Here is a 25,691-nt window from a genome sequence, read left to right as displayed (position 1 = left end):
AAATTATTAATAAAAGAGTAAGGTTTTAATCATTAAAATAAATCCCAAGTTATTCCATGCGAACATACAAAAGAACCGACAACTCAAACGTTATCGGTTCTTTTTTCTTTTCTCTATCGTTTCAGCGATCACTTCACCGTGAAATCTTCCATTTTCGATAAAAATCTCATTCGCATTGTTACCTGCAGCAATAACGCCTGCGATAAAAAGTCCTTCGACATTTGTTTCCATCGTTTCTTGAGAAAATGATGGACGGCCGGTTTCTTCATCGATCCCAACACCCATCTTTGATAGAAACGAGTGGTCGGGGTGATAGCCAATCATGGCAAACACACCTTGAAACGGATAATACGTTTGAGACTCGTTGTCCCCTTTCGTCACATACAAGCCGTCTTCTGTTATTTTGTTTACACAGGCATCAAAAGTCATCTTAATACTGCCTGACTTTACACATGCTTCAAATTCTGGGAGTACCCATGGTTTGATGCTAGGTGAATAAGTACTTCCTCTGTAGAAGACGTGAGGACGCGCTCCTGATTTTTGGAGTTCTAGTGCGGCATCGATGGCAGAATTTTTCCCGCCGATCACAGCAACATCTAGATCATAGTAAGGATGGCCTTCTTTAAAATAATGATGAACATGAGGCAAGTCTTCTCCCTCGATGTTCAATCGATTCGGGTTATCATAATATCCAGTTGCGATGATGACATATTTGGCATCGTAACTAATCGTTTCATCTTTACGATTGATTGTTTGGATCTTAAACGTTCCATCAGATTGTTTGGTGACCGATTTTGCTTTTTCAAACGTTCGAACTTGAAGATGATTTCTCTTGACCACTTCACGATAATACGTTAGAGCGTGAATCCTCCTCGGTTTTCTTTGTTCATGAACGAAAGGAAAGTTACCAATCTCGAGTTTTTCACTTGAACTAAAAAATGTCTGATGTGTTGGATATTGATAGATGGTGTTAACTACGTTTCCCTTTTCAATTACACAATACGAGATCCCTTTTTTCTGTAGTGCAAGAGCTGCTGCCAATCCGCAGGGTCCTCCACCAATAATACATACGTCTATATTCACTTTTTTCATCACTCCAAAAGACACTGTTATTCATTTTCTTAGCATGCCAAAAAAAATCTCCTATCATCATATGATAGGAGATTTAGTATGAGTTTGCAAAAATTTAAATCCAGCCTCTGAAGCGTGATGCTTCAGCCATCTTACGAACACCAACCATATAAGCGGCTAGTCTCATGTTTACTTTTCTGTTCATTGCTGTAGTATAAACCGTCTCAAACGATTTTACCATTACTCGTTCAAGCTTTTCTTCAACTTCTTCTTCTGTCCAGTAATAACCTTGGTTGTTTTGTACCCACTCAAAGTAAGATACGGTTACTCCACCAGCACTTGCTAATACGTCTGGAACTAATAGAATTCCTCTTTCAGATAAGATTCTAGTCGCTTCAAGTGTAGTTGGCCCGTTCGCTGCTTCAACAACGATCGAAGCTTTGATCTGGTGTGCATTCTTTTCAGTAATTTGATTCTCAATTGCTGCAGGTACTAAAATATCACAGTCAAGCTCTAAAAGCTCTTGATTTGTTATCGTATCTTTGAAAAGCTTTGTTACTGTTCCAAAGCTATCACGACGCTCAAGCAGATAATCGATATCTAACCCTTCTGGATCAAACAGACCACCATACGCATCCGAGATCGCGATTACTTTTGCACCAGCATCATGCATGAATTTAGCAAGGAAGCTTCCAGCGTTACCGAATCCTTGAACGACTACACGAGCACCTTCAAGCTGGATACCTTTTTTTGCTGCTGCTTCACGGATACAGATCGTAACACCTTTAGCAGTTGCTGTTTCACGGCCATGAGATCCACCAAGAACAAGTGGTTTCCCTGTGATAAATCCAGGAGAATCAAACTCTCTAATTCTGCTGTATTCGTCCATCATCCAAGCCATGATCTGTGAGTTTGTAAATACGTCTGGAGCTGGAATATCTTTAGTCGGTCCTACTAACTGACTGATCGCTCTTACATAGCCACGGCTTAATCTTTCAAGTTCTCTGAATGACATTGTACGCGGATCACAAATGATTCCGCCTTTTCCTCCACCGTATGGCAGATCTACAATTCCTGCTTTTAAGCTCATCCAGATTGATAGCGCTTTTACTTCTGTTTCTGATACATTCGGATGAAAACGAACGCCGCCCTTAGTTGGACCAACAGCATCATTATGCTGGGCACGATATCCTGTAAAAATCTTAGTACTTCCGTCATCCATCTTAACCGGGATTCGAACTGTCAACATACGAATCGGTTCTTTTAATAACTCATAAACTTCGGAAGAGTATCCTAATTTATCGAGCGCATCCGCGATTACGGATTGCGTGGATTGGAGTACATTGTCATTTTCGTGTTGGTTGTCGGATTTTTGGTCTGTGTTATTTTGGGCTGTCATTTGTTTACCTCCCATATTCGTCACCTCTAGAGTTTAGTCAAGCTTCATCGTCAGTATACACCTTTGCATAAGCAAAGAGAAGAGAAAATTAGTGATTTTCACCTAAAAAGTAAACGCTTTCTTAAGTCACGGACTGTTGAGAAAATAGCTAATTTTCTGCCAATATACCTACACGGCATGTCCACTGCCTTTATTATGTACTCCCCACCCCGTTTAAGAGGTGGAGACCACATTCGTTTCTATTCTCACACAATCTGATGTTACTTTTTTAAAGATAGCTCGATTAATTTTTCAATCATTGAAGGATAGTCCATTCCGATCTCTTTAGCCGCATCTGGAAACAGACTTGTCGGCGTCATACCTGGTAATGTGTTTACTTCCAAGATAACAGGTTCTGAACCGTCATGCGGAACAATAAAATCAACACGCGAATACACTTCGCAGCCTAAAACTTCGTGAGCAAGTACGGCTTGTTTTTGCAATTTTGCCGTTGTGCTCTCATCAAGTCTTGCAGGAACATAGTGGATACTTCCACCTTCTGCATACTTAGATTCATAATCATAATAAGCATTCTTTGGCTCGATCTCGACAACAGGAAGTGCTTTGTAGTTGTTATGTTCCCCCATAACGGCTACGGTAACCTCTTTGCCGCTTACAAATTGTTCAACGAGAATCGTATCATCATGTAGAAATGCTTCAGCGATTCCTTTTAAAAGTTCATCATGATTTTGAGCGATCGTTAATCCGATAGTTGATCCTTCTCTATTCGGTTTTACTACAGCAGGAAAATCAAAAGACAGTTCCAGTTGCTTCTCATCATACGATTTTCTATAAAGAACTTTCTCTTTAGCGATATTGATGTCAGCATCTTTAAAGAAGTGTTTGGATTTCGCCTTATCCATAGCGATTCCTGATGCTAAAGCACCTGATCCTACGTAAGGAATTCCCATCATATCTAAAAGACCTTGCAACCTTCCATCTTCTCCATACTTTCCATGAAGTCCTAAAAATACAACATCAGCTTCAAGTTCTAATAAATCTTTAAGTCGCGAAGGGTGAAAGTCAATTCCAATTACTTCATGACCTTTGCTTTCAAGCGCAGAGATGATCTGCTTTCCTGTTGATAAGGATACTTCTCTCTCAGCAGAAACACCGCCATATAATACTGCTATTTTCATCTTAATGGTCACTCCTAGCCCAAAAGTTTATGTATATATTATATTCCCTGCCGTCATATCGGTTCAGTGGATGTGAAAAATATTAATAATCATAACACGTTTTGTCTCTAAATTCACAATGATATATACATGACATTTTCGTTTATGTTCAATCTATATGCTGTTTGAGTTTTTATGACTGTTTTTGTTTAAATTACAGCTGTTGATAGTGGTTAATTTCCGCTCCAGGTTGTTCGCTTTCCATGGGGCGACAACCTTGCGCTCCAATCAACTTGTATTGGAGAGGAATAAATACCGAGTAGTCAACAGTATTTTAAATAAGCTTTTTCACAAAAATAAATAAGGACGCAAAAATTTGCGCCCCTCTCTTTTGCAATTACTTAAAATAACGGTACAGTTCGCTTATTGCATCGGACTTCATTAATTCTTTTCCATACTCAATAACTCTATAGCTCGTAATCGTCGAGGAGCTTCCGAACTCAGCAAGAAGAGCAATGAACAGATCCAGGTCTACTGGATGGACCTCATCTTCTTCAAACTTTAAGTAGAAGTGATTATTAAACGAATACAGAGTACCACCTTTAATCTCTAAAGAATGAAGGCGTTTTGCAAGTAATATAACGTCTTCGAAAGACGAAAACTCGTAGAAAATCTCATCGTTCTCATCTAACGTGACTTGCATCTCTATATAATCTTCATCATATTCTTCTTCAAGTTCATACTCGTTTATTCCTTTTGTAACTATTACGACCATGCCTTGAGCTGGAAGTGAAAAAACTTCAACCGCAATAGGACCATCAGCTTTGAATCCTACCTCATCATCAGCCTCAGTCATCATGTCACGGAAAAGCTGATGAACTTTTGGGATATCCTGCCATATTTCTTCCTTGGAAATACCACGTTCATTCAAATCATCAAAAGTTAGGAAGATTTTTATTTTGTTATAGGTTAACCGTTCTACCCGCATCTCTGGTCCCCCTTACGATCGGCGCTATTATGTCTTAATATCAATATATGAGTTTGCAAAAAGTTGGTGATAAACATCCAACAAATTATAAAACCTATGTTAATTTTTCAGCTTCTGAGCAATCCAGTCGTCCCATTCTAACTTCGTATTACCAATTAGGAATGATTCGTATTTCTCCTGCATTTCTGAAGAGATATGATTGATCGCTGCGCCTCCAACACCAATTGAAGTATTCGGAAATTCTTGTCCCAAGCTTTCTGCCCACTCCAAGGTTTTCTTAGAGTTTTCAGCGATCGTACATGAGAAAAATACCATCTTAGGTTCTACTTCTTTCATCACAACCTCAAAGTCTCTTTTTGGTATTCCATGTCCTAAGTATATAACTTCGAACCCTTTTCTTCTTAAAAACAGTGTAAACATCAGAAGCCCTAGTTCATGCTCTTCATCTAATCCGCACGCAGCAATAACCTTTGGTAAATATGGATCAGATGGAAGCCATTGAATAAGTTGTCCAATCTTACTGCGTAAAAAGGATGAAGTAAAATGTTCGTGTGCAACCGTAATTTTCTGTTCTTCCCAAAGGTGTCCTACGTGTACTAATAATGTACCCAAAATATCAATAATGACTTTTTCCAAATTATACATGCTGAAGGCTTGGCTCAAAAGATCGTTAGCTTTCTTCTCCTGAAAGGATAAAAGAGCTTCTAAAATCAAATTACCCATTTCAGCTGCACGATCCGTATTTTCAATAGAAAAAGGAGCTGCTTCTTTATAAAGTTCCCCATTTTGGGCAACGTCAACCGCTTGACTGATCGTAAAACCTTGATTCACTTTATTCACAAGCCATTTCAGTATGTATACTTGCTCGTCGGTGTAAAGGCGATGGCCAGCTTCATTTCGGTTTGGCTTTACGATTGAATAGCGTCTTTCCCAAGCTCTTAATGTTCCTGCTTGAATGCCGAGCATCTTCGAAACCGCTTTAATGTTATATTTCCCTTCACTAGGCATCCGTTCTTCCTCCAATAAATAGGTTAAGAAGAGTATATCGAATAAAACGTTGTAATGTAAACTTTTTACCGTGTTAGGGTTATCAAATGTGTTTGACTTGGTGCACATAAACGTAAAGGTAAATGTGTAGCTCCATAGCCGTTACTCACTAATAGGATATGTGTCAATTCATGATACCATCCGCCTCTTTTCGCTATGCCAAGCGGCCCAATACGAATTTGTCCTCCATGAGTGTGTCCCGTTAAGACAAGCTGGATGTTATCGGCACTGCTAATACGTTTTGAAATATCAGGATTATGGCTGATTAAAATTCTGCATGAAGATTCGCATTCTTTAAGCGCATCCTCAAGAGAGGCAAAACCTAACGATGTATCATTTACTCCTACCAAATCGATGACATCATCATTTCTTTTTATACTGAAGCTAGTATTGTCTAAAATCGTTGCACCTTCATTCTCAATCGTTGAAGCCAATTGCTTCGTATCCACATCGTAATCATTGTTTCCCCATACAAAGTAAACAGGGCCGATTGCTGAAAGGCGCTTGATATTATCTTCTACCTTCTTCATTGAAACTCCTTTTTCAACGAGGTCCCCACCGATTACAACAAGATCTGCTTTTTCTGATTCTTGTATGATCTTTTCTGAGATAACCCGTTTATGAACATCTGATATAAAAAAGATCTTAAAATTTTCAAATGACTTTGGCAGTTTATCAATTTTGATTGAATCATGAATGACACGATTTCGATGTGCTTCAATATACATATAAAGTAATAGCCCTATACCAGCTATGATGAATAAATAAAAAAAGATCATTGTGCCCTCCTGATCTGGATTTAAATGATCATATCATATTTTCTATAACCGTCCTATGCAGAAAGGATTCGACGTTAATTTTTTGAATATTTAAAAAGATTTGTTGAAAAAATTGTAAATTTCACGTATGATTAATTTACATGATTAACCAAAATAAGAGGAGAGGAAAAAACATCATGACATTAACTAAATTGAAAAATAAATCTCTCGTGACAGACCCAGAGCTGTCTTATAGCATGCGACTCGGACTTCCAATCGAAGTTTATTGTACGGAAAAACACGAAACACTTGCATTCGGAAGAATCGATCATTTTTGTGAATTGACAGTCGTTATTCAAGGTCAGCGCCACGATCGAGAATCTTGTTTATTTTTTGGCTGTCCCTGCCAGTAAATCTCTTTATTTGTGAAGAATATTTATATTGTATTCTTGTTTCATAAATTCGAAAACAACATGCCTCTGGTTCCATTGTTCCTCATCACTCCACCATTCTTCATTACGATCTATAAAATCTTTTCTGATCGCTTCAAAATCGTCGTCAGCTTTTTTGTACTTCTTTTTCATCCAGATCATGTAGAAGCTCGCAAAAATAATAAAACCTGTACAGATCCATACCATTTCATCTGAGAATAACAACGTTAATGGATTTGAAAACCTTGAGGCTGTTGGAAGCTTATAGTAGTAAAGGTAAACGAAGGTTGCTAGTACAACAAAAATCATCGATAATCCCCATTGGTTGATGGCTTTTTTCCACTTGTCTTTCTCAGCTTTTCTATCAACAAGCTGCGCTAGCACAATACTCGTTAGTTCATTAACAAAGGGCTTTATCTTCCAGTGATTTAGAGCATTCATCAGCATAACCTCCTGTACACATAACTATGCCAATACAAGCAGATTCATGCTTTTTAAAAATAGCTTTTACCTTTGTTTAGCCCCTGAAAATGTTTGGTTGGAACAACGACACCAACATTCTTTTTTAAGAAGAGCCCTAGAAAGGTTATTCGTGACAAAAAAAGACCGTCTGGATATTCGAAGCCAGACGGTCTTTATTCTTCGATCTCTACTTGCTCAACACCTTCTCGATCTTCACTTTGAACAGGAATATAAAGGTCTTTTGACCACAATTTATAAGTAAGCGTAATTCCGATCAAAAGTATAAAAGCTGCTAAGAGTAATCGAGTGACTAAAAAAGTTGTTTTTCTCTTTTCTTTGTTAGCGTTTTTTTGTTTTTTTTCATCGTCTCTCTTTTTCCCGTGTACTTCACTTCTAGAAGGCAAAGAATGAGCATGTTGAACAGAAGCGATCGTATTGTCTGCTGTTTTGTTTCTTAAACTCTCTGCTTGGTCATTCTTCATCCCGATCCACACTCCCATTTTCGCTGTCTGTGATATTGTTGTTGCTCTTGTTTTGATTAGCTATCCAGCACCCTGAAATAAAATCGATTAAGAAATGAGCTAAAAAAGGCACCCAGATGTTATCTGTCATCTCATAGATCATACCTAGCCAAAAGCTTAATCCACATACGATACTAAAAAGAACAGGTTTTTTTATATACCGAACATGCAGTACAGCGAAAATCATACTGGTTAAAAACAGCCCTAATAACGATTGTAGGACTCCCCGAAACAACCATTCTTCAGCAAAAGCAATGATTCCTGTGAGGAAAAAGATGTGAATGTAAGAGAGAGAGCCAAATATTTTATCGTTGATTCCACCATCATCTAATGATTGCTCGGGCAACCTCTTCTTTAACTGAATCGATAAAAAAGGAAGAAACAATCCTGTACTAAGTGCAAGCAGCCATTCGTTTACTGAGAGATCAAGGTCATTTAGCACCCAAGGAAATGAAACATTAAAGAAGAATGCAAGAGCTAACGCAGCTATCATAAATAAACTTTGTGAAAAATAGACGTTCAACAAAAGTTCTTTCGGTGTAATCTGATCGATCCAATTGTTTTTTACAGATTTCCTCATCCTTTAGTTGTACACTTCCTGTCTTAAAAGTCGTTTTAGTTCATCTTCCCATAATTCATAAGAAGTGTTAAATGACGCTTGTTTTCCATAAAAATGCGAAAGATCTGTTTCACAATGACCACAGCACATTGAATTTGGTTCAGGTACGGGTTCTCCGAAATATTTCAGCAGTCCGCTTCGTTTACATTCATTATTCGTTGCCCACTTTTCAATCGCCTTTAATGATTCTATTTTATCAGCTTTTCTGCTCTCAATCGTGAATTTTATTTTTGAAATCAACGCATTTTTTTCGTGGACATCAAGATTTTCTTTATGTAGAACGCCTGCTTTTTTCAAGTGATATTCCATGAATCTTTGACCCGTTTCAGAGAGTCCCACAAGTTTCAGTTTTTCTGCATACGTAGTCCCTCTTAACTGAATGTGGTCGGAAAACAAATAATCAACTTGTACAGAATCAGGCAGTTCTTGATCAATAAAATGGTATGGTATCTCAAGATCAGCTGGATGATACAATAGGACGGCAACAGATGGTTCCGTGTCTCTGCCAGCTCTGCCGATTTCCTGAATATAGCCTTCGATCGTAGACGGTGTGTGAAAATGAATTACAAATCTGATGTCCGATTTATTAATTCCCATTCCAAAAGCATTCGTACAAACAATGATGTTCAGCTGGGACTCTAAAAACTGTTTTTGAACAAGAAGTCTTTCATCAGCATTCATGCCTCCATGATAAAAAGCGACCCCTTCTATTTCATGATCTTGAAATCTTTTTACTAGCAGTTCTGCAGCATTCCTTGTATTCGTATAAATAATACCTGGTCCTTTAAGCTGCTGAACTAGATTTACCGCTCGCCCCACTTTTTGATCATGATCATCAAAGCATTCAACAAAGATAGATATGTTCGGACGGTTCACACTATGAATATGTATCTCTGCGTTCTTCATGTCTAGGTGATGAAGGATATCGTTCTGTACTTTATGTGTTGCCGTTGCTGTTAATGCGAGGCAAATAGGATCCCCCATCGCTTTCTTCATATCAGCTAACTCTAAATAAAATGGACGAAACTCATGACCCCATTGTGAGATACAATGGGCTTCATCTACTACGAATAACGACCAACTAACTGACAACAGGATAGAACGGATGTAAGAGTTTTGAAGGATTTCAGGACTCACAAAAACAAACTGATAATCTTGTATTCTTTTTAATATGGATTGTTTCTCACTTTGATCTAAAAAGCTGTTGAGAGCGATCGTCCTCTTAAAACCAGCTTGTTTAAACTGATCTACTTGGTCTTCCATCAATGACACCAAAGGAGAAATGATGAGTGCTCTTCCTTTTAAAAGATGTGCGGCCATCTGATAGATTAATGTTTTTCCTGTTCCAGTCGGCAGCATACCTAACACATCATGACCTGAAAGCAAGTCAGTTATGATCTCTTTTTGTCCAGATCTAAACGATGAAAATCCGTATAACTCTTTAAGCGTTGCTTCCAGTTGCATGTTTTCCACCCTCTTTTGCGAGTACTAGCCTGATTTGAAAATACGAAAGATGAGGAAAGGCATCTTTAAACGGCCGAAGCTTTGTTTCATTCGTCTTACTGTAATATTCTTTCACTTTCAAAAACTCTGTATCACTAATGTAAGGGGTAATCGGAAAATCTTGCACTTCTCTTGCGATCTCTACAAGATGATCTTCTAGAGTACTCAATTTCAGATTTCTAACGATCATGATGTCCTCTAGAGGTTTATTGTTATTTAGCATTTTAAAAGTTAAAGATGCTGATCTAGTTAATGCCGGAGCTTCAGTAAATGAGCCTATTAGAGAGTGCAACATCGGAAAATTCATCTTTTCACTAGCTATCTTGTGTATGAAAGCGTGCAAAATCGCCCTGAAACGGAGTACAGTCTCTTCTTGACTCATGCCCTTTATCCGAGATAATTGCTCGAAGGTACTTCCGATCCTATTGTAGCCAGACAGTTTCTTAACAAATAGATCAGCAATTTGAGTATCATGTTCTAACAACACTCGAGATAATTCACGATAAAGTTTTTCCGCTTGAATTTTTCTCTCTGACTCTGATCTAGGAAACACAGATTTAACTTTTTGTATCACCGAGAAGTCCCTTACAACTGGTGAATAATTAAAATGACCATATAGAGCATTGGAGAGAGCTTGTACATATAACGTGATAGCTTGCCAGCATGTAGACTCTATCGATGCATATTTTAATCCATTTAAATGATTTAAGAATGATAATCTATCATTCTCACGCACAAGAAGTTGTTCACCCTTTTCAGTAAGGGTGTAAACATGATCTTCAGATTCCTTCATATATTCTTCATTTATCAGGCTTTCGATTGATTCAGTAAAAGTGTCATGGGCCATCCCCTTGAAAGCGGCATAATAACGTTCTATACCAAACCATTGACTGTCGGACAAAGATTGCGCCGTTTTCTTACCTGTCACCATATAATAGACGCCTGAGCTTTTTCTACTACCATTTACTTTTCGAAAGATATCTAATAAAACGACATGACAAATATCTATAATAAATCACCACACTTTATCATATAATCTATCTTATCAGATTTAAGGAAATTTAAGAGTAAAAGTGTTATATTAAGAGGAAGATTGGGAATAAAAGATATGACGAGGTCCTAATTTTCTATTGAAATGTAGAGGGATACTTATTACAATATGATTAGTAGACCCTTAATTTAAAATGGCTAAATATGTAAGTCGGTATTTTTTCAATTCCTTAGGAGGTATTCATTATGCCAAAGTATACGATTGTTGACAAAGAAACTTGTATCGCATGTGGAGCATGCGGAGCTGCAGCACCAGACATTTACGATTATGACGATGAAGGAATTGCGTTTGTAACTCTAGACGATAACCAAGGAATCGTTGAAATTCCAGATGTATTGTTAGAAGATATGCAAGATGCGTTCGAAGGCTGTCCTACAGATTCCATCAAAGTATCTGAAGAGTCATTCGATGGTGATGCATTAAAATTCGAATAGTTGTAATCTTACCAGGAACCCTCTTTCATTAGAGGGTTTTTATTTATTTTATTAAGGATGATTCTCATTGTCAATTAGTTTTCTTCATTTTTGAAACCGCTATCTTAAAAATCATAGTTGTACCTATCGTCAGAATGTGATAAATTATCAAAATATTGATGCTATTCATAAAGATAGACAAGGGGTGGAACTGTGACAGCAACCGTATTAGTCTGTGATGGAATAACGAGTGAAGGTGTTGAACCGTTAGTAAAACTTGAAGGTGTTGAGCTGATCTTCGGAAAACTTGATGAAGTTACTCAACCAGAAAACATTCAAGGAATCATGGTAAGAAGTGCTACAAAGATTACTGAAGATGTATTGAATCAGTTGCCCGCACTTCAAATCATTGCACGAGCTGGAGTTGGAGTAGATAATATCGATCTGAACGCAGCGACAAAAAGAGGTGTGCTCGTCGTAAATGCACCTGAAGGAAACACCATTTCAACAGCGGAACACACTTGGGCCATGATGATGGCATTAGTCCGCAACATTCCACAAGCCAATCAATCTGTAAAACAAGGTGAATGGAACCGCAAAAAGTATACGGGCCAAGAACTCTATCAAAAAACGCTCGGTATCGTCGGCATGGGTAGAATCGGCTCTGAACTTGCAAAGCGCGCGAAAAGTTTCTCCATGAACGTACTTGTTTTTGACCCTTATTTTCCGAAAGAAAAACAAAAAGAACTATCCGTTACTTCTGTTGATCTCGATACGTTAATCCAGCAGAGTGACGTTATCACCGTTCATACCCCGCTTACAAAAGATACCCATAAACTATTAAATCTTGATAACTTAAAATATGCTAAAAAAGGTGCGTTTATCTTAAACTGTGCTCGTGGAGGCATCATCGATGAGGATGCTCTTCTACACTACTTAGATAACGAACATCTATCTGGCTGCGCTCTTGACGTTTTCGAACAAGAACCTCCCGTTAGCCGCTCTTTAGTCGATCATCCTAAAGTGATCGTTACACCTCATATCGCTGCATCCACCGTACAAGCACAAAAGAATGTAGCTTACATGGCGAGCGATGAGATCCGATCTCATTTTTTACATCAACCTTTAAAACACGCGGTGAACTTCCCTTCACTATCAAAAGATACGTATGAGAAACTGATTGCTTATTATGACTTCTCAAATCTTCTTGGTTCGTTTACGACTCAGTTCTTTAAAGAACCTGTTTCAGAGATTTCGATCGGTTATGGCGGATCATTATCGGAAACCGATACAACATCACTTACTCGCAGCTTTTTGTGTGGCTTCTTAAAAACAAGATTAGACCGGCCGGTAAACGATGTAAACAGTATGGTGGCTGCAAAGGAACAAGGAATCGTAATCGGTGAAAAACATGGGACAGATGATCATGGTTATCCAAATATCATTCATGTAAAGGTTACAGGTCTGAACACAACGTTCACTCTTTCTGCGACACTTGTTAAAGGCTTTGGTGGCCGAATCATTAAATTGAACGGGTATACGGTTGATTTTGTACCACAAGGATCTCTTCTTTACATCGAACATCGTGACACACCAGGTATTATCGGAAAAGTAGGAGCTTTTTTAGGAGAACGCAACATAAATATCGCAACGATGCACGTTGGACGAAAATCAGCTGGCGGTGAAGCCATGATGGTACTTACATTTGACACGCAACTTCCAGAATCTACTCAGAAAGAGCTCAGAAGCATTGAGGATCTTCTTGTGTGCAAACCTTTAGATCTATAGAAAAGCAAAAAGCTCTGCAATTCATGATGATATACTCCCCTTACAGTAAACAGATTTTTATTTTTAATCTGTCTACCTTTAGGGGAGCATATCAGATTGCAGAGCTTTCTTTATGTGTTTATTATCCTAAATCTACTTCTTTTCTCTCCCCACTTTGAAAAGTCATCAGCTTTTTGTAACCGATCTCTTTTGCAAGCTTTATAGTCGACTCATAATTCTCTCCAACTTGGTGCGGTTCATGAGCATCTGAAGAGAGTACGATCGGTATCCCCTTTTTATAGCAAAGAGACAGAAGTTCAGGTTCTGGATAGATTCGTCCTACAGGTTTTCTTAGACCTGCAGATGAGATCTCTACACATGTTTTTGAGTCTTTTAACGCATCTGTAATGCGCTCATACTGTTCTAAAAGAAATTCTTGATCAGTCGGAACATATTTAAAGATCTTGACTAGATCGATATGTCCAACAATGTCAAATAGGTTTGATTCTGCAAGTGTTACAATTTGATCATAATACGAACGATACGTTTCATAAAGATCACGACGGTCCCATTCTTTTCGGTATTCTGCAAGGTCTATCCCAAAATCATCGACCCAATGCACAGATCCGACCACGTAATCGAATGGATAGGATTTTATAAATGCTTCCATCTCAGCATGCCGTCCCGGCGTATAATCCATTTCAATCGACATGCGGACGTCCATTCCTAAATGATCTGCACGCTTAAACAGATTTACATAATCGTCCATCTTGTAAAAACGTCTTTCTTCCATCCATGGTTTTGATACGATGTTTTTTGTTTCATAAAAGTGATAAGCGTGTTCAGAAATCCCAAACTCTTGTATTCCCTTCTCTTTTGCGGTGTCTACAAATTGTTTTAGATAATCGATCGTCAATGTCCCTTTTTCGAGATGAGAATGGTAATCTGTTAGCATATTAATCTCCTTTTTAAAACGTTTTACCATATGTACCATGAAATCCTTGTTCGTTCAAGTGTTTATGCTCCCAACTTCCCTCCTATAAATAAGACGCTTAAGCACATCATCAAAAAAATCACAGCAAAAAAACGGTTCAGATAGTCTCGCATTTTGTCCTCCTAGGTAAAAGTAAATCAACTTTATCATCCTATTCAGCTTTTCAACTTTTTGAACCGGTTTTTAAAGAAAAGGCTCAACTAAAGTTCATTGTTGAGTTTTCGCTTTGGGAACTTACTAAATCTGCTCTATAAACATCATTCTTATCTAATGAGGCAGGATAATGAACTCGAATAAAGAAGTTTGATAAAGAAAATAACTACAAAAGGGATGTAGAGCATATGGACATACTACTCTGGATCACGATTGGTTTTATAACAATTGGATTTGTTGTTCTTACTTCTATGAAAAAAGATATGGAAAGTAAGCTCGCGTTTATTACAGGAAAAATGGAAAACGAGGAAACTTCAGCAAAAGCTAAATCCATCATTTGGTGGATCGTAAGTGCCACAGCTTGGGGAATAGTGAGTATACTTCTTATTGTTTGGTGTTTTCATCATAACTTTGGGTAATTGTTAGCTTCTATACAGAATATCACGAAACAGAACTTCCAAATGATACGAAGTTCTGTTTTTTTTTCAACATTAAACTTTAAGAGAGCTAAAAAAGCTCCCTATTCAAAGGCAGCTTTTTGACTTCCATCTTTATTAATATAATTTTCCATCACATAGAGAAGTGGTTTGTAAAGTACGATGAAGAACACCACGTTACCAATCGCATGATTTAGATCAAATGGGAGGCTCGCCAAGTAATACGGCCAGAATTTCTGCATGATGATTCCACCAAAGAGAACAGACATGATGAAACCAAACAAAAAGCCACAGAATCCTGCATAGATCGGGAGCAACAGCCAAGGTATGTTATGTCTGTATTTGCCTAAATATGCGCTCATAACGGCTATCAATCCCCAGGCAAACATCTGACCGAACGTCCACAGACCATGCCCTAGAAAAAGATTTGTTGTTATCGTGCTTAATATAGCAAGTAACAACCCTTGCACAGGACCGAGTACGAATGAAGCAAGAATGAGTATCGTCGTATTCGGCTGAACATTGGGTATCATTGAGAAGGTGATTCTGCCTACTGTTAATATAGCAGCAAGTAAGGCAATGATCGTAATTCGTTTGACTGTCAGCTTATTCATATTTGTGAAGATCAAATTCTACGACATCGCCAGGTTTTAACGTAATATCCTTAGCACCCTTCATCGCTTCTTCACCGTTTACAGAAAAGAACCAAGATGTTTTGTCCTGTTCGCTTCCAGCCACTCCTTCAATACTGCTTATAAAAGCACCATCGTATTGTGTCTCAATCTTAAAGTTATCTTGCATCACGTCCATGATCGTCACATCTTTTGCGATATCGATTTTCTTTTCCTTAACTTTTTCTTTGCCGTTATCTTTTGTAATCTGAACCGTTACTTGTTCTTTCTTCGTTTCTTCTTGTTTCGGCTGATCAGCTTTTTCTTTCGTTTCAGTCGTTCCACAGCCCACCAACATCATCATCATTGTTGCTAATACTAAAAGTAATTTCTTCATGATTAACCTCTTTCTGTTATAAAAACACTTTGTTTGATACTAAATTTACTTCACGCAACTAAAAAAATCCCCTTCGGCTACGAAGGAGATTAATAGTATACAGGCAGAAAACAGCAACCTGCCCCGGTACTGTTAAACACCCCCCTATCCTCGTAGGTCATGTCATGTAACAAACAGGCAGGTCTCCTGGCTCTTGATCATCGTCTCCTAACACCTTCCCGTTTTCACAGTGGCGATATTATAGGATTCTCACAATTACAGTGGCGGGACCGCAACGGCATCTAACCGTTTTCCCTATTAAGCTCGTCCAACAAAGGACTGCACCTGTTTAACACGTATGAAATTTTATGAAATCACAATTCCTATTATAAACATATTGGAGAAATTTGTGAAATCCTTTTTTAAAACTGCTATTGTTCCTTATGAAACAAGATTAATCGGGACGTATTGCTAATTTATTTCAACGTTCGCGGAATAACGAAAGAAAATGTCGTGCCTTCATTATTCTTGCTGTGAACGCTGATCTGACCACCATGTGCTTCTACGATGTTTCTTGCTATGGCAAGCCCAAGACCCGTTCCACCTGATTTCCCTCTTGTTCTTGCTTTGTCCCCTTTATAAAAGCGTTCGAAAACAAATGGCAGATCTTCTTCTTTTATACCCGTTCCATTATCTTTAACGAAAAACTTCACGTTCTGATCGCTCACATCTACAATAAGATTTACAAACCCGCCTTGAGAAGTATGACGAATCGCATTGTCGATCAAATTGGTTAAGACTTGCTCAATCCGGTCTGGGTCGATGTCCATCTCCTCTTGCAAACTTTTGAGATTTTTCTTAAATTCTAGATTTAATTGAATCTCTCTGTCTTTAGCAGGCCCTTGAAATTTCCGAACGATTCTTTCTGCGAAAGGAATGATCGGAAGAGAGCTGTAATGAAGCTTCATGTGACCTGCTTCTAATCTTGCAAGATCGAGGAGTTCGTTAACAAGTCTTCCCATCCGTTTCGATTCGTCTAAGATGATTCCTGCTAGTTCTTTCTTCTCTTCTTCAGATTCTGCAATATCATCTACGATCGCTTCACTATATCCTTGCAGCATAGCGATCGGCGTCTTTAATTCATGTGAAACGTTCGCAACAAAGTCTTCTCTAAGCTTGTCCATTCGTCGTTCTTCTGTCATATCACGAAGTACAGCTACTGCTCCACGAATCATAGATTGGTCATATAGTGGTGTCATAACGACGACCCACGAGCGGCCTTGTATCGCGATCTCTGTCATCTGTTCACTCTCAAGTGCAACAACTTGCCCAAAGAGCTGTTTGACCGTCTCAGGAACGTTTCCGTTGACCTCTGTCTTCATGCCTGATTCGTAATAAAATGCCTGTAGGAATCGATCAGCAGGAGGATTTGTAACCAGTATGTTCATTTTTCTATCAAAGGTGATCACACCATCAGCCATCGAACTTAAAACACTTGTTAACTGTTCTTTTTCTTGATTCAATGCTGTGATATTGTTTTTTAACTGTCTGCCCATACGGTTAAACGTCATGCCAAGTTCGCCGATCTCATCATGCGTTAAAATCGGCACTTTCATATCAAACTCACCTTTTGCTACAGACGTCGCTGCTTCTCTCATCCTTCTTAGTGGTGCCGTAATTCGAGTAGATAAGAAAAACGCAAAGATCGTAGTTAAGATGATCGCGATCCCCGCTGCTAAAAAGATGAGATACTTTGTATGGTTCGTTGTTTTTTCCACATTCTCGATGGATTGATAGACGTAAACGGCTCCTGCATTTTCTCCCGATCCATAAGGTTCACCGTAGATGATCATCGTTTGCATCGTCTCATCATTTTTATTCAGAACGGGAAAATCTCCGTTTACGTAGATCTTTTTTTCACTCTCTGCGACAGTAGATAACTGATCATTCTCTTTGAAAACAGAAACTGGGATATAAGGTGCATCATCGTAAGAATTCTTAGACATAAAGGATTCCTGATTTTCGTCTATGATCATGATAGACATGGAATATGCTTCAGCCATTTCACTTGTGATGCGTATTGCTTCTTCCTTGTTCTCATCGCTTTCCATAATCAACATCACTCGATCAGCCATCTTCGTTAATTGTTCTTTGGCTTGATCATCGTAAAACGATTCAAAAAACTGCGTAAGAAGAATGGTGAGCAGGGTTAAAACGACCGAGACTAATAAAAGTATCGTTATCCAAAGTTTACCAACTACACTTCTCCAGATCATTCATTCCCAACCTCAAATTTATATCCTACTCCCCAAACGGTCGCGATCATGGATGCTGCATCCGGTGAGACTTTGTTAAGCTTTTCTCTAAGTCTTTTCACATGTGTGTCAACTGTTCTAAGATCACCAAAGAATTCATAGTTCCAAACATCTTTTAGCAATTGTTCGCGCGCATAGACTTTATCTGGAGTCTTCGCTAAGTAGTACAACAACTCATATTCTTTCGGTGTTAAGTTGACTTCTTTTCCGCCAGCTGTTACACGGTGAGCATCGTGATCGATCGTAAGGTGCTTAAACACAACAACGTTCTTTGCAACCGTTTCGGTTTGAAGAAACTTCGTCGGTGACGACCTTCTCAACAACGCTTTTACTCGTAGAATGACTTCTCTTGGACTGAACGGCTTCGCGATGTAATCGTCCGTACCTGCTTCGAATCCTTCTATGCGATTAAGCTCTTCTCCTTTAGCTGTCAACATGATTACAGGAGTCGCTTTCTTTTCTCTTAACTTTTCACAAACCTCAATGCCATCCATACCAGGAAGCATAAGGTCGAGCAATATGAGATCAAAATTGATGGATACTGCCATCTGTAGCGCATCCTCACCGTTTTCGGCTTCATGAACTTCGTAGTTCTCTCGCTCTAGATACATCGTTAATAGTTTTCGAATTCTTTCTTCATCATCAACAACTAGAATTTTAGCTTCTGTATCCATATTCAATCCTCCACATAAAATCAGTTAAACAAGATTTTTTCCTGTCTCTATCATACATGAAACCAAGTACACTAAACAAACCGGACATGCTGTCTATCTATTTTCTTTTAAGTATGTATCAAAGTTGTTTCTTAAAAGTAGTTGATTTCCGTTTCAGGTGCTCGCTTTCCGCGGGGCAGGCGGTGAGCCACATTCGTTCGTTTCACTCTTAAGTGTCTCACCTGCCCGCCTATCCCGCAGGAGTCTCGCACCTTCCACTCCAATCAACTGTCTAAGAAGACAAGGATTTTAAAAATACAACCGTTTAGACAAGAGCGCTTTTAAAAAAGTCTCTCTAAAGAAAGAGAGACTTTAAAATCATTATGCGTATGAATGCAATCCTACAAGAACAAGGTTTACCGCGATCAAGTTAAATGTAATGATCCAGAACCCTAACACACAAAGCCATGCAGACTTTTCTCCGTGCCAGCCCCTTGATAGTCGTAAATGAAGAAAAGCGGCATAGAACAAGAACGTGATAAGAGCCCAAACTTCTTTTGGATCCCATCCCCAGAATCTCGACCAAGCTTGCTGAGCCCATATCATAGCAAAGATTAGTGCTCCAAGTGTAAAGATAGGAAAGCCGATCGCAACTGCTCGGTAGCTGATCTCATCCAGAAGATCTGGTTTCATCTTAACTTTTGTCTGAAGAGCTGCTGCTATTCTTTTTCTTAAAATCAGACGAAGTAAGCCATAAAGGATTCCTCCTGCTAAGAGAGACCAAATGAACGTATTCAACTTAACAGAAGCATCAACACCGTTCATCCAAGATGGCGTTGAGAATAGTGGTCCAAACGAATCGTCCAGTTGCTCTCCGTTACTTGGACCTGCAATGGCAGGCATATCATAGACGACTTTAACTGCCTGATTGTTATCATCCATCATTTCAAATGTCGTTTCATATCCAGCACCTTTAAAACCGATCGAAACAAAGATGAATCCAACAACCGCAATCAAACTGTAAAGAATAATCTCTAACCATAAAGTCTTTTTAGACGAGACGGTCTGATCAACTGTACGGATTAAATAAATGAGTCCTGATACGAAAGAGATCGCAAGGATTCCCTCTCCGAGTGCCGCTGTTGTAACATGGATCTTCAGCCAGTCACTTTGAAGGGCAGGAATAAGCGGAGAGATATCTCTTGGAAACATACTGGCATACGCGATAACAAGAACAGCAATAGGCATCGCGAAAACGCCTAGACCGTTCGTTCGATAGATGATGTATAGAATAATGAATGCAAGTACCATCATCATGCCAAAAAAGGTAGTGAACTCAAACAAGTTACTTACAGGGGCATGTCCACTTGCCATCCACCTTGTAATAAAATAGCCTAGTTGAGCTGCAAAACCTACACATGAACTTATGAACCCTATTTTTCCCCACTTTTTTGTATGAACAGCATCTTTTCCTTTTTTATCTGAAATAGACATTGCAAAGAATAGAGTAGAGAACAAGTAAATAATAAATGCACTATATAAAAGTGTACTGCTGATTTCAGCCATCATTAACCCTCCCGCTTGAACAGCATTACTTTGAAGCTGTTTCTTTTTCTTCTAAAGGTGTGAGATTGGTCTTATCAGACAGAAATTCCACATCTTTTTTCAAGCCATACCAGTTCTTATTCGTATGAGCGGCAGCCCATACCTCACCTGCATTTTGTTTGATCCAAATTCTTCTATAGTTCCAATATAAACCTTGTGTAACACCTATCATAAAGATGATTCCACCAAGCGCGATAATCCAAAGTGTATGGTCTTTTCGGACTGTAAGCGCCGTTAAATCTTTCGTTTCTATACCAGCGAATGACATTTTAAACTGGTTCTCACCAGAATCTATGTTTTTCTGAATCCCAACAAACGCTTTTTCTCCGTCAGGTGTTTTTGGAGAATACATGGAGAAAACAAACGCTGGATTATCAGGCAAATTATTAACGGTTGATGGCTGGTTCTGGTCGTTTAAGACGAAGTTCGGAAAGTATTCTTCAATCTTAACTTTATAACCTTTCCCAAGGTCATACTCTTTTTTAGGGTCGTGAAGATCTACTGTTAACTTACCAAACTTGTTACCCGTTGCTTTTTCTTCAAGTTCGAAACTCATCTTGTAAAACTCGTTAAGCTTAAAATCCGTTTGATAAAGAGCAAACGAGTTGAACTTAAACGGTTCATTCACTCGGATTTCACCATTCTTAACTTTTACAAGCTCTGGCTCGGCTCCGATCGTATGGTTTTCTTTTGTTTTATAGAGAGTTACGTTACTTTGATAGTTTTTTGCGACTTCTCCATCAACAGAGCTTAGCGCACTATTAAACTTCTTTTCTTCCTTATCATACATCTCAAGAATGAAATCATTGTTCTCCAGATAATATTGCCCATCTTCGGTTGAAGTGCCAGGGATAGAAGCTTTCTCCCCTTCTCGAACCCATAATATATCGTCAACATACATACCTGGAAAGAATCGAAGCATCGCACCAGTTAAAAAGATAATCAGTCCAACATGGTTTACATAAGCACCCCATCTCGAAAACCGTCCCTTTTCCGCAAAAAGGTTACCATCCTCTTCTCGAACTTTATAACGCAAAGATTCTAACGTGTACTTGATCTCATCAAGTTCGACATCATTGCTTTTTGAGAACAAACGCTGATTCTTCATGAATTGATCATGTCGCGTGACTCTTTGTGTCTTTAATGCTTTATAGAGCGGTATACCACGATCAAGACTGGCAATAATGATGGATAGACCTAGCATTCCTAGAAGAAGAATGAACCACCATGATCCATAAAGGTTATGAAACCCTAACAAATAATAGATAAGTCCAAACGTTCCGTATTCGCTTTCATAATGTGTGGCAGGATCAACATTAGGAGGTATGAACGTTTCCTGCGGAAAAATGGTTCCGATTGCCGCTGCTACTAAAATAATAACAATGAGCCAAACTCCGACTTTAACAGACGAAAAGAAGTTCCAAATCTTATCCACAAACGTTTGTTTATAGGTTTGAGATCGTCTAGCACTTCCTTCATACCTCATGCTTGATAGTACTTCAACATCTTGCTTCAACGGTTTACCGCAGGCTTGACAAAGACTTGTTCCGTATGGGTTAGAGTGGCCGCATTCACATGTTATCGTTTGCATCATTTCACCCCGTTACGGCTTTATTTTTTCCATAAAGGAAATAATTTTTTTCTCTGATAATGATTCACTCGTCCGTTCAACTACTTTTCCGTTCTTATCAATCAAAATGGTAGTCGGAATCGGTCCTATACCGAATGCTTTTGTTACTTCTCTTTGCTTGTCCATCGGAACAGGAAAGCTCATACGATATCGATCAACAAAATTTTTAACGGATACGTTCGTTTCACTGACGTTTACTGCCAATATTTCTACACCTTGATCTTTGTATTTTTCATACTGCCGTTGCATATAAGGCATCTCTCGTTCACACGGTTTACACCACGTTCCCCAGAAATTCAAGAAAACACCTTTACCACGGTAATCTTCTAACTCTACTTGTTTGCCATTCAAATCGGTTAGTACAAAATTTGGAGCCGTATCGCCTTTACTTATGTATGTACCTGACTCTTCATTCATACTGTTGTAGATCGTGTAACCGACCGCAACAACTAAAATGGCAAGCAGAGCAGAGCGAAACCACAACCTATTTTTTTTCAAAATCCATCCGCTCCTTTAAGCCGCTTCCATTTTACTATAACTTGAAAAAAAAGCCTATCTACGGCTTTTTTTTGACGTTTGTGTGACAGCCAGATTTCTTAGCTGTTTGATTTCATGTGGAGTAAGTTCTCTGAACTCACCAGGATTCAGGCCTTTAAGATCTAAATAGCCGTATCTTTCACGCTTTAATTTCATGACAGGTGATCCGATCGCTTCTAACATACGCTTGACTTGACGGTTCTTTCCTTCATGAATCGTAAGCTCGATGATAGCAGTTCCCTTTTTCTTATCGATCGATGTTACTTTCACTTTCGCAGGAGCAGTCATTCCGTCCTCTAAGCGAATTCCTCGTTCGAGTTGCTTGATTCTCTCTCTTGAAGGAATTCCTTTTACTTTCGCAATGTACACTTTATCAAGCTGATAGCGTGGATGCATAAGTACGTTCGCAAACTCACCATCGTTTGTCATGATGATCGCGCCTGTCGTATCATAATCCAATCTTCCAACAGGGAATACACGCTGTTCGATAATATCTCTAAAATAATCAGCTACTACTTTTCTTCCCTTATCATCAGAAACCGCCGTAATCACACCAGAAGGTTTATACATCAAAAAATAAACGGGTTGTTCCCGTTGAATTTGAATCTCATTCACTTCAATCTTATCTTTTGTACCTACTTTTGTGCCGAGTTCGGTCACTACATTTCCGTTCACTTTCACTTTGCCTTCACGAATTAACTCTTCCGCTTTTCTTCTGGAAGTTACGCCGCTTTGGGCAATTACTTTTTGCAATCGTTCCATGATTTCACCTCATGTCTCATCATACCTTCATTATTCGTAATTCTCAACCTCAGTAAACGTAAAAAAGAGCCATAACGGCTCTTTTTTGTCGAATTATGAATAAAACAATAGAGAGATTACAGCTATAGATGCTAAAAATCCGATCAGATCGGCTAATAATCCTACTTTTAACGCGTATTTCATCTTTTTTATACCAACTGCTCCAAAATAAACAGTCAGTACATAAAACGTTGTATCGGTACTTCCTTGTATCGTAGAAGCAAGTCTTCCGATAAACGAATCAGGACCATGTGTTGCAATTAAATCTGATGTCATCCCAAGAGCGCCAGTTCCTGAAATCGTCCTCATAAGCCCTAGCGGAACCACCTCTGCTGGAATATGAAACAATGAAAATAGCGGACGCATCGCCATCATGACATAATCCAAAGCTCCAGATGCGCGAAATACCGAAATGGCAACAAGCATGCCGACTAAAAAAGGGATAATGTTAATCGCAATCGAGAAACCTTCTTTTCCACCTTCTACAAAAGTCTCATAAGTTGGCACTTTTTTATAAGTGCCATATAAAAGGATAAAACCGATCAAAAATGGGATAAACCATATGGAAAAGGATTGAACGATCGACATCTATTTCCCTCCCTTAGGTAAAGAGCGGTAATAATAATATCGATCTATTAATATAGCACCCACCGTTGAAATCGCAGTCGCGATCAATGTCGGTGCAACAATATCAGTCGGCGAAGCCGAGTTATAGCTCATCCTGATCGCGATGATCGTAGTGGGGATGAGCGTTATGCTTGATGTATTTATCGCAAGAAGCGTTATCATCGACCGGCTGGCTTCATTTTTTCCGCCATTTAATATTTTTAGCTGTTCCATCGCTTTAATTCCCATTGGTGTTGCAGCATTTCCGAGTCCAAGCAGGTTAGCTGCCATATTCGATAGAATGTACCCTTGAGCCGGGTGATCTTTTGGAATATCTGGAAAAAGCCGTTTAACGATCGGGCGAAACAACACAGCTAATACTTCCAATAAGCCGCCTTTTTCTGCAATCTTCATAATACCTAACCAGAATACTAAAATACTAATCATACCAAAGCTTAAAGTGACTGCTTCTTTCGCACTCGTAAAAATTGCTTCGTTTACTTTATCCATCGTGCCGTTGATTCCTGCCACAATGAAGCCGATCACCATCATTCCTACCCAGATGTAATTCACCATAGGCGAGTGTCTTCCTTAGCTATAAAGAATAACTTGTTGAATATGCTTTTAAATGACGACCAGAGACCTCCCTGATCAGGTTTGATCAATGCTTTGCCATCATAATAAAGAGGAAGATCAGCAATTCTCGTTTCCTTTAAATCTACGAAATACCTACCAACAGGTTTAGGAACTTTTTCTTTTTCCCACTTGCCCGATTTTGGGAGCTCATATAACTGGATGGAAGAAGAGATCTGTCTCATCTCTTCTTTTTGCAAAGGGTACATGAACGTTCGAGCAGCTTCTACTTTTCCTTTATACCCTTTATCTTTGATGCCGGAAATTTCCCCTTCTTTAATCAGCTCTGTCATCTTAAAAGAATGAAATCCCCACTCAAACAAATTCCGATGATCGTCCCAGTCGTTAGGATCGTTTAGTGTAACAGCGATCAGTTCCATTCCGTCTTTTTCTGCAGTTGATACTAAGGTTCGTTTTGCACGTTTTGTATATCCGGTTTTGCCGCCAGTAGAATACTCATAAAGCTTTAACATCTTATTCTTATTCCGCCACACTCTATCCCATTTTTCACCGGTTTGTTCTGATCTGTAAACCTTCGTTGATGACACATCTTTAAACGTATCATTGTTCATGGCATACTTCGTTAATATGGCCATATCATAAGCGGTGGAATAATGATCTTCATGTGTGTCGAGTCCATGTGGATTCCTAAAACGTGTATGTTTCATTCCGATCTCTTCTGCTTTTTGATTCATCAAATAGGAAAAGCCATCTAAACTTCCTCCTACATGCTCAGCGATTGCAACTGCAGAATCATTTCCAGACCGAAGCATCAATCCATAGACTAAATCTTTTAGTGGGATCTTCTCTCCTGGCTTCAAGTATAGAGATGATCCTTCTGTTCGCGATGCAGCTTCCGTAATGGTAACCGTATCATTCATCTTTCCTGATTCTATTGCAAGGATAGCGGTCATGATCTTCGTGATACTTGCTATTCTCATCGGCCGATGTTCATTACGACCATACAATACTCTTCCAGATGATTGCTCCATCAACACAGCAGCATTTGCTGACACACCGGGTTCAGCTTTTGCTTCTTGCGGGAATGCAGCAAGGATTAGCATACAGATCATAACGAGGAGCAGAGGTTTTCGTTTTAGTGTTCGTTTCATTCATAATCCCGCCCTTTACGTGTTTTGTAAAAGTTTATGCA

At 38.9% G+C, this 25,691-nt stretch carries 27 protein-coding genes and 1 riboswitch; of the genes, 4 read left to right on the top strand and 23 right to left on the bottom strand.

Translation table 11 applies throughout. The features are described from left to right. Positions 1–90: 90 nt before the first annotated feature. The 6 genes from IHV12_RS16765 to IHV12_RS16740 all read right to left on the bottom strand — a co-directional run bounded on the left by IHV12_RS16765 (position 91) and on the right by IHV12_RS16740 (position 6,441). A complete protein-coding gene (locus tag IHV12_RS16765) occupies positions 91–1,092 on the bottom strand; it encodes a YpdA family putative bacillithiol disulfide reductase (RefSeq protein ID WP_197191545.1) in 1,002 nt (333 codons plus the stop codon). A 94-nt stretch (positions 1,093–1,186) separates the two neighbouring features. After that, a complete protein-coding gene (locus tag IHV12_RS16760) occupies positions 1,187–2,470 on the bottom strand; it encodes a Glu/Leu/Phe/Val family dehydrogenase (RefSeq protein WP_197130725.1) in 1,284 nt (427 codons plus the stop codon). 260 nt (positions 2,471–2,730) lie between these two features. Beyond that, the gene (locus tag IHV12_RS16755) at positions 2,731–3,648 is read right to left on the bottom strand and encodes a D-alanine--D-alanine ligase family protein (RefSeq protein WP_197191544.1); all 918 of its coding nucleotides are present in this window, start codon (positions 3,646–3,648) and stop codon (positions 2,731–2,733) included. Positions 3,649–4,024: 376 nt separating this feature from the next. Next, the gene (locus tag IHV12_RS16750; RefSeq protein WP_137789023.1) at positions 4,025–4,615 is read right to left on the bottom strand and encodes a genetic competence negative regulator; all 591 of its coding nucleotides are present in this window, start codon (positions 4,613–4,615) and stop codon (positions 4,025–4,027) included. A gap of 99 nt (positions 4,616–4,714) precedes the next feature. Then, complete coding sequence (locus tag IHV12_RS16745) at positions 4,715–5,623, bottom strand: MerR family transcriptional regulator (RefSeq protein ID WP_197191543.1); 909 nt, start codon at positions 5,621–5,623, stop codon at positions 4,715–4,717. Between the two features lie 65 nt (positions 5,624–5,688). Further along, complete coding sequence (locus tag IHV12_RS16740) at positions 5,689–6,441, bottom strand: metallophosphoesterase (protein WP_197191542.1); 753 nt, start codon at positions 6,439–6,441, stop codon at positions 5,689–5,691. Positions 6,442–6,617: 176 nt separating this feature from the next. On the opposite strand from IHV12_RS16740, the gene IHV12_RS16735 reads away from it, so the two are divergent. Continuing rightward, positions 6,618–6,833 carry a hypothetical protein gene (locus IHV12_RS16735; protein ID WP_191753949.1) on the top strand — a complete coding sequence of 72 codons (216 nt, stop codon included), beginning with the start codon at positions 6,618–6,620 and terminating at the stop codon, positions 6,831–6,833. Between the two features lie 6 nt (positions 6,834–6,839). Here the strand turns inward: IHV12_RS16735 and IHV12_RS16730 are convergent, their stop codons facing one another. The 5 genes from IHV12_RS16730 to IHV12_RS16710 all read right to left on the bottom strand — a co-directional run bounded on the left by IHV12_RS16730 (position 6,840) and on the right by IHV12_RS16710 (position 10,887). Further along, a complete protein-coding gene (locus IHV12_RS16730; RefSeq protein WP_197130739.1) occupies positions 6,840–7,292 on the bottom strand; it encodes a DUF2663 family protein in 453 nt (150 codons plus the stop codon). Between the two features lie 194 nt (positions 7,293–7,486). Then, positions 7,487–7,795 carry a hypothetical protein gene (locus IHV12_RS16725; RefSeq protein ID WP_197130742.1) on the bottom strand — a complete coding sequence of 103 codons (309 nt, stop codon included), beginning with the start codon at positions 7,793–7,795 and terminating at the stop codon, positions 7,487–7,489. Continuing rightward, a complete protein-coding gene (locus IHV12_RS16720) occupies positions 7,785–8,414 on the bottom strand; it encodes a CPBP family intramembrane glutamic endopeptidase (RefSeq protein ID WP_197191541.1) in 630 nt (209 codons plus the stop codon). Before IHV12_RS16720 ends, IHV12_RS16725 begins: the two co-directional genes overlap by 11 nt. 3 nt (positions 8,415–8,417) lie before the next feature. Next, positions 8,418–9,917: a RecQ family ATP-dependent DNA helicase gene (locus IHV12_RS16715; protein WP_197191540.1), complete on the bottom strand. Its 1,500-nt coding sequence runs from the start codon at positions 9,915–9,917 to the stop codon at positions 8,418–8,420. Continuing rightward, on the bottom strand, positions 9,895–10,887 hold the full coding sequence (locus IHV12_RS16710) for a helix-turn-helix domain-containing protein (protein WP_197191539.1): 993 nt from the start codon (positions 10,885–10,887) through the stop codon (positions 9,895–9,897). Before IHV12_RS16710 ends, IHV12_RS16715 begins: the two co-directional genes overlap by 23 nt. A gap of 305 nt (positions 10,888–11,192) precedes the next feature. Here IHV12_RS16710 and IHV12_RS16705 point away from each other — a divergent pair, with 305 nt between their 5' ends. Next, positions 11,193–11,441: a ferredoxin gene (locus tag IHV12_RS16705; protein WP_137789014.1), complete on the top strand. Its 249-nt coding sequence runs from the start codon at positions 11,193–11,195 to the stop codon at positions 11,439–11,441. Between the two features lie 192 nt (positions 11,442–11,633). Then, complete coding sequence (gene serA / locus IHV12_RS16700; RefSeq protein ID WP_197191538.1) at positions 11,634–13,208, top strand: phosphoglycerate dehydrogenase; 1,575 nt, start codon at positions 11,634–11,636, stop codon at positions 13,206–13,208. Between the two features lie 121 nt (positions 13,209–13,329). On the opposite strand, the gene IHV12_RS16695 is transcribed toward serA, so the two are convergent. After that, positions 13,330–14,142, bottom strand: a complete 813-nt coding sequence (locus tag IHV12_RS16695; RefSeq protein ID WP_197191537.1) for a histidinol-phosphatase — start codon at positions 14,140–14,142, stop codon at positions 13,330–13,332. Between the two features lie 380 nt (positions 14,143–14,522). On the opposite strand from IHV12_RS16695, the gene IHV12_RS16690 reads away from it, so the two are divergent. Further along, a complete protein-coding gene (locus tag IHV12_RS16690) occupies positions 14,523–14,753 on the top strand; it encodes a hypothetical protein (protein WP_197191536.1) in 231 nt (76 codons plus the stop codon). A gap of 101 nt (positions 14,754–14,854) precedes the next feature. Here IHV12_RS16690 and IHV12_RS16685 read toward each other — a convergent pair whose 3' ends face one another. The 11 genes from IHV12_RS16685 to IHV12_RS16635 all read right to left on the bottom strand — a co-directional run bounded on the left by IHV12_RS16685 (position 14,855) and on the right by IHV12_RS16635 (position 25,650). Next, complete coding sequence (locus tag IHV12_RS16685) at positions 14,855–15,385, bottom strand: ECF transporter S component (RefSeq protein ID WP_197130761.1); 531 nt, start codon at positions 15,383–15,385, stop codon at positions 14,855–14,857. Further along, complete coding sequence (locus IHV12_RS16680) at positions 15,378–15,779, bottom strand: DUF4430 domain-containing protein (RefSeq protein WP_197191535.1); 402 nt, start codon at positions 15,777–15,779, stop codon at positions 15,378–15,380. Before IHV12_RS16680 ends, IHV12_RS16685 begins: the two co-directional genes overlap by 8 nt. A gap of 159 nt (positions 15,780–15,938) precedes the next feature. After that, positions 15,939–16,122, bottom strand: a riboswitch (cobalamin riboswitch). A gap of 112 nt (positions 16,123–16,234) precedes the next feature. Then, on the bottom strand, positions 16,235–18,034 hold the full coding sequence (locus tag IHV12_RS16675) for an ATP-binding protein (protein ID WP_197191534.1): 1,800 nt from the start codon (positions 18,032–18,034) through the stop codon (positions 16,235–16,237). Next, complete coding sequence (locus IHV12_RS16670) at positions 18,031–18,747, bottom strand: response regulator transcription factor (protein ID WP_066395787.1); 717 nt, start codon at positions 18,745–18,747, stop codon at positions 18,031–18,033. The genes IHV12_RS16675 and IHV12_RS16670 overlap by 4 nt, the downstream gene beginning before the upstream one ends. A gap of 360 nt (positions 18,748–19,107) precedes the next feature. Further along, positions 19,108–20,292 (bottom strand): c-type cytochrome biogenesis protein CcsB, encoded by a 1,185-nt coding sequence (gene ccsB / locus IHV12_RS16665; RefSeq protein ID WP_197130771.1) that lies wholly within the window; start codon positions 20,290–20,292, stop codon positions 19,108–19,110. 25 nt (positions 20,293–20,317) lie between these two features. Continuing rightward, positions 20,318–21,922: a cytochrome c biogenesis protein ResB gene (resB, locus tag IHV12_RS16660; RefSeq protein ID WP_305069392.1), complete on the bottom strand. Its 1,605-nt coding sequence runs from the start codon at positions 21,920–21,922 to the stop codon at positions 20,318–20,320. A gap of 12 nt (positions 21,923–21,934) precedes the next feature. Further along, entirely contained in the window at positions 21,935–22,459 is a 525-nt protein-coding gene (resA, locus tag IHV12_RS16655) for a thiol-disulfide oxidoreductase ResA (protein ID WP_197191532.1), read from the bottom strand. A gap of 54 nt (positions 22,460–22,513) precedes the next feature. Next, the gene (locus tag IHV12_RS16650) at positions 22,514–23,260 is read right to left on the bottom strand and encodes a pseudouridine synthase (RefSeq protein ID WP_197130779.1); all 747 of its coding nucleotides are present in this window, start codon (positions 23,258–23,260) and stop codon (positions 22,514–22,516) included. Positions 23,261–23,353: 93 nt separating this feature from the next. Then, positions 23,354–23,887 (bottom strand): spore maturation protein, encoded by a 534-nt coding sequence (locus IHV12_RS16645; RefSeq protein ID WP_066395796.1) that lies wholly within the window; start codon positions 23,885–23,887, stop codon positions 23,354–23,356. Continuing rightward, a complete protein-coding gene (locus tag IHV12_RS16640; RefSeq protein WP_191753936.1) occupies positions 23,888–24,481 on the bottom strand; it encodes a nucleoside recognition domain-containing protein in 594 nt (197 codons plus the stop codon). Continuing rightward, the gene (locus tag IHV12_RS16635) at positions 24,475–25,650 is read right to left on the bottom strand and encodes a D-alanyl-D-alanine carboxypeptidase family protein (protein WP_197130782.1); all 1,176 of its coding nucleotides are present in this window, start codon (positions 25,648–25,650) and stop codon (positions 24,475–24,477) included. The genes IHV12_RS16640 and IHV12_RS16635 overlap by 7 nt, the downstream gene beginning before the upstream one ends. Positions 25,651–25,691: the final 41 nt, after the last annotated feature.

This window comes from Fictibacillus sp. 7GRE50, assembly GCF_015903875.1.
In the GTDB taxonomy this organism is placed as follows: domain Bacteria; phylum Bacillota; class Bacilli; order Bacillales; family Fictibacillaceae; genus Fictibacillus; species Fictibacillus phosphorivorans.
The sequence above is the reverse complement of the archived record's forward strand: the minus strand, read 5'-3'. Positions and strand labels throughout refer to the sequence as shown.

Coding starts and splice junctions, on each gene's coding strand:
- IHV12_RS16765 (WP_197191545.1), bottom strand. CDS start 1,092: ATGAAAAAAGTGAATATAGACGTATGTATTATTGGTGGAGGACCCTGC.
- IHV12_RS16760 (WP_197130725.1), bottom strand. CDS start 2,470: ATGACAGCCCAAAATAACACAGACCAAAAATCCGACAACCAACACGAA.
- IHV12_RS16755 (WP_197191544.1), bottom strand. CDS start 3,648: ATGAAAATAGCAGTATTATATGGCGGTGTTTCTGCTGAGAGAGAAGTA.
- IHV12_RS16750 (WP_137789023.1), bottom strand. CDS start 4,615: ATGCGGGTAGAACGGTTAACCTATAACAAAATAAAAATCTTCCTAACT.
- IHV12_RS16745 (WP_197191543.1), bottom strand. CDS start 5,623: ATGCCTAGTGAAGGGAAATATAACATTAAAGCGGTTTCGAAGATGCTC.
- IHV12_RS16740 (WP_197191542.1), bottom strand. CDS start 6,441: ATGATCTTTTTTTATTTATTCATCATAGCTGGTATAGGGCTATTACTT.
- IHV12_RS16735 (WP_191753949.1), top strand. CDS start 6,618: ATGACATTAACTAAATTGAAAAATAAATCTCTCGTGACAGACCCAGAG.
- IHV12_RS16730 (WP_197130739.1), bottom strand. CDS start 7,292: ATGAATGCTCTAAATCACTGGAAGATAAAGCCCTTTGTTAATGAACTA.
- IHV12_RS16725 (WP_197130742.1), bottom strand. CDS start 7,795: ATGAAGAATGACCAAGCAGAGAGTTTAAGAAACAAAACAGCAGACAAT.
- IHV12_RS16720 (WP_197191541.1), bottom strand. CDS start 8,414: ATGAGGAAATCTGTAAAAAACAATTGGATCGATCAGATTACACCGAAA.
- IHV12_RS16715 (WP_197191540.1), bottom strand. CDS start 9,917: ATGCAACTGGAAGCAACGCTTAAAGAGTTATACGGATTTTCATCGTTT.
- IHV12_RS16710 (WP_197191539.1), bottom strand. CDS start 10,887: ATGGTGACAGGTAAGAAAACGGCGCAATCTTTGTCCGACAGTCAATGG.
- IHV12_RS16705 (WP_137789014.1), top strand. CDS start 11,193: ATGCCAAAGTATACGATTGTTGACAAAGAAACTTGTATCGCATGTGGA.
- IHV12_RS16695 (WP_197191537.1), bottom strand. CDS start 14,142: ATGCTAACAGATTACCATTCTCATCTCGAAAAAGGGACATTGACGATC.
- IHV12_RS16690 (WP_197191536.1), top strand. CDS start 14,523: ATGGACATACTACTCTGGATCACGATTGGTTTTATAACAATTGGATTT.
- IHV12_RS16685 (WP_197130761.1), bottom strand. CDS start 15,385: ATGAATAAGCTGACAGTCAAACGAATTACGATCATTGCCTTACTTGCT.
- IHV12_RS16680 (WP_197191535.1), bottom strand. CDS start 15,779: ATGAAGAAATTACTTTTAGTATTAGCAACAATGATGATGATGTTGGTG.
- IHV12_RS16675 (WP_197191534.1), bottom strand. CDS start 18,034: ATGATCTGGAGAAGTGTAGTTGGTAAACTTTGGATAACGATACTTTTA.
- IHV12_RS16670 (WP_066395787.1), bottom strand. CDS start 18,747: ATGGATACAGAAGCTAAAATTCTAGTTGTTGATGATGAAGAAAGAATT.
- ccsB (WP_197130771.1), bottom strand. CDS start 20,292: ATGGCTGAAATCAGCAGTACACTTTTATATAGTGCATTTATTATTTAC.
- resB (WP_305069392.1), bottom strand. CDS start 21,922: ATGCAAACGATAACATGTGAATGCGGCCACTCTAACCCATACGGAACA.
- IHV12_RS16650 (WP_197130779.1), bottom strand. CDS start 23,260: ATGGAACGATTGCAAAAAGTAATTGCCCAAAGCGGCGTAACTTCCAGA.
- IHV12_RS16645 (WP_066395796.1), bottom strand. CDS start 23,887: ATGTCGATCGTTCAATCCTTTTCCATATGGTTTATCCCATTTTTGATC.
- IHV12_RS16640 (WP_191753936.1), bottom strand. CDS start 24,481: ATGGTGAATTACATCTGGGTAGGAATGATGGTGATCGGCTTCATTGTG.
- IHV12_RS16635 (WP_197130782.1), bottom strand. CDS start 25,650: ATGAAACGAACACTAAAACGAAAACCTCTGCTCCTCGTTATGATCTGT.